The sequence below is a fragment of the Streptomyces aureus genome (genome assembly GCF_001418135.1).
Taxonomy (GTDB): domain Bacteria; phylum Actinomycetota; class Actinomycetes; order Streptomycetales; family Streptomycetaceae; genus Streptomyces; species Streptomyces aureus_A.
Window position 1 is genome coordinate 1 of the sequence record NZ_LIPQ01000447.1, and the last position, 2,450, is coordinate 2,450.

General features: G+C 74.6%; 3 protein-coding genes and 1 pseudogene. 1 reads left to right on the forward strand and 3 read right to left on the reverse strand.

Annotated elements, in window-relative coordinates; all coding sequences use genetic code 11:
* Positions 1 to 1,060: BTAD domain-containing putative transcriptional regulator (locus AOK00_RS30295; protein ID WP_173861675.1), on the reverse strand; the 1,060-nt coding region annotated here is incomplete at its 3' end.
* 106 nt (positions 1,061 to 1,166) lie between these two features.
* Here AOK00_RS30295 and AOK00_RS30300 point away from each other — a divergent pair.
* On the forward strand, positions 1,167 to 1,961 hold the full coding sequence (locus tag AOK00_RS30300) for a site-2 protease family protein (protein WP_055603415.1): 795 nt from the start codon (positions 1,167 to 1,169) through the stop codon (positions 1,959 to 1,961).
* A gap of 48 nt (positions 1,962 to 2,009) precedes the next feature.
* Here the strand turns inward: AOK00_RS30300 and AOK00_RS30305 are convergent, their stop codons facing one another.
* Both AOK00_RS30305 and AOK00_RS37710 read right to left on the reverse strand, forming a co-directional pair.
* Complete coding sequence (locus tag AOK00_RS30305) at positions 2,010 to 2,195, reverse strand: hypothetical protein (protein ID WP_055603416.1); 186 nt, start codon at positions 2,193 to 2,195, stop codon at positions 2,010 to 2,012.
* A 101-nt stretch (positions 2,196 to 2,296) separates the two neighbouring features.
* Positions 2,297 to 2,450 (reverse strand): annotated as a pseudogene (locus AOK00_RS37710) (NADPH-dependent F420 reductase); the annotation flags it as partial.

A 2,450-nucleotide genomic window follows, 5' to 3' on the forward strand; every position in this document is an offset into this window, starting at 1 on the left:
CGACGGCCGCGAGGACCGCCTCCACGACCGCCTCCGGGTCGGTGACGGCCGCGAGTTCGGCGACCCAGACGCCGTCCGGCCAGGCCCCGTCGGCGGCCCCGCGTTCGGCCGCCTCCTGGGAGAGCCGGGTCTTCCCGGCGCCCCCGGGCCCCAGCAGGGTGACGAGCCGGGCCGTGCGCAGGTCGTCCCGGAGGGCGGCGATCTCCTCGTCGCGGCCGACGAAGCTGGTGAGCCGCGCGCGCAGATTGCCCCGGACGGAGGCCTCCTCCCGCTTCGCCGCGGCCCGGTCCTTCCGGGGCTTCGGTGCGGGCGCGGGCTCGGGCGTCCGCGGTCCCGTGAGCAGCTCCGCGTGGAGGGCGCGCAGGGCCAGCGACGGGTCCGTGCCGAGCCGGTTGGCGAGGGCGCGCCGGACCGACTCGTACGCGGCGAGGGCCTCGGCCGCGCGGCCGGTGTCGCGCAGGGCCCGGATGCGCAGCGCCTGGAGGGTCTCGTCCAGGGGGTGGGCGGCGCAGAGGGCGGTCAGCTCGGGGAGGGCCGCGGGCGCCTCGCCGAGCCCGAGGGCGGCGTCGAGCCTGGCCCGGCGGACGTCGAGGCGGCGGGCCTCCCAGCGGGGGGCCTCCGCGTCCCGGTCGGGCAGGTCGGCGAGGGCGGGCCCGCGCCAGAGCCCGAGGGCCTCGTCGAGGAGTGCGGCGGCCCGGGCCGGGTCCCCGGCGCCGAGCGAGGCCACGCCCTCGGCGGCCAGGTGCTCGAAGCGGCGGGCGTCCACGTCCTCGGGCCGGGCGTCGAGCCGGTAGCCGCCCTCGGCGGAGACGATCCGGTCCCGGCCGAGCGCCTTGCGGAGCCGTCCGACGAGAGCCTGGAGCGCGGCGACGGCGTCGGCGGGCGGCTCGTCGCCGTGCCACACCTCGTCGACGAGGTCCGGTACGGGCACGGTCCGGCCGGCCCGCAGGGCGAGGACGGTGAGCAGTGCGCGGACCCGCGGGCCGCCGACGGCCACGTCGGTGCCGTCGGGCGTGCGGGCGAGGGTCGGGCCGAGGACGGAGTAGTGCACGGGGCCCATTCTCCGTGAGAGGGTCCCCGACTCCGGAACTCGCCCCGTCACCCGATACGTTTCCCGCACATCAGGCACCGAACGGCGCCACCTCAGTCCCCTGGGAGCTCCCGCGATGACCACGGCCACCACCCGGAGCCACGAGCGACGGATCAGCCCCGTCTTCCTGGCGATCCTCGCCGTCATGGCCGTCACGGGCTGGGCGGTGTGGACGGACTTCGCCGCCCTGCCCGGTCTGGCGGTCTTCCTCTTCGTGACCTCGGCGTGGGTGGTGTCGCTCTGCCTCCACGAGTACGCGCACGCCCGGACGGCACTGCACGGCGGTGACATCACGGTCGGTGCGAAGGGTTATCTGACCCTGAACCCGCTGGCGTACACCCACGCCGTCCTCAGCATCATCCTGCCCGTCCTGTTCGTGATCATGGGAGGGATCGGTCTGCCGGGCGGCGCGGTCTTCATCGAGCAGGGCCGGATCAAGGGCCGCTGGAAGCACAGCCTGATCTCGGCGGCGGGCCCGCTCGCGAACGTGCTGTTCGCGCTCGTCTGCACGGCCCCGTTCTGGCTGGACGCCCTCGACGGCGTCCCGCTCGTGTTCCAGTTCGCGCTGGCCTTCCTGGCGTTCCTCCAGGTGACCGCGGCGCTCCTGAACCTGCTGCCGGTGCCGGGCCTCGACGGGTACGGGATCGTCGAGCCCTGGCTGTCGTACAAGGTGAAGCGGCAGATCGAGCCGTACGCGCCGTACGGCTTCTTCATCGTGATCGCGCTGCTGTTCGTGCCGGCGGTCAACGACGGCTTCTTCGACGCGATCGACGCGCTGATGCGCTCGCTCGGGGTGCCGGAGCTGTCCCGCTACTGCGGTTCGCAGCTGTTCCGGTTCTGGCAGGAGACGCCGGAGTTCTGCCAGGTCTGAGGCCGGGGCCGGTGACGCGCCGGGGCGTGACCGGCCTCCGAGGCCGGTCTAGGCCTCGGCGCTCGCGGCCTTCTCGACCTTCGCGCGGCGGATGTAGTACCAGGCCATGTTGGAGGACAGGCCGGCGATCAGGACCCAGACGACGCCGAGGAAGCTGCCCTCGACGAAGGAGACGACGGCCGCGGTGACGGCCAGGGCGCAGACCACGAGGGCGAAGAGGGCGAGGCGGGGCATGGGGGTCGGCTCCTGTCCGGGTACGGCTGCTGTGCCCGTCCAGTGTCCCCCATGCCCTGCGTCCGGCCCGGACCGGCTCGGGCTTCCTGCCCGGAGGCGGCTCAGATGTCGGTGACGCGCAGCCCGGCGTGGGCCTTGTAGCGGCGGTTGACCGAGATCAGGTTGGCGACGAGCGACTCGACCTGGTGGGCGTTGCGCAGCCGGCCGGCGAAGACGCCGCGCATGCCGGGGATGCGGCCGGCTGCGCAACGCCCA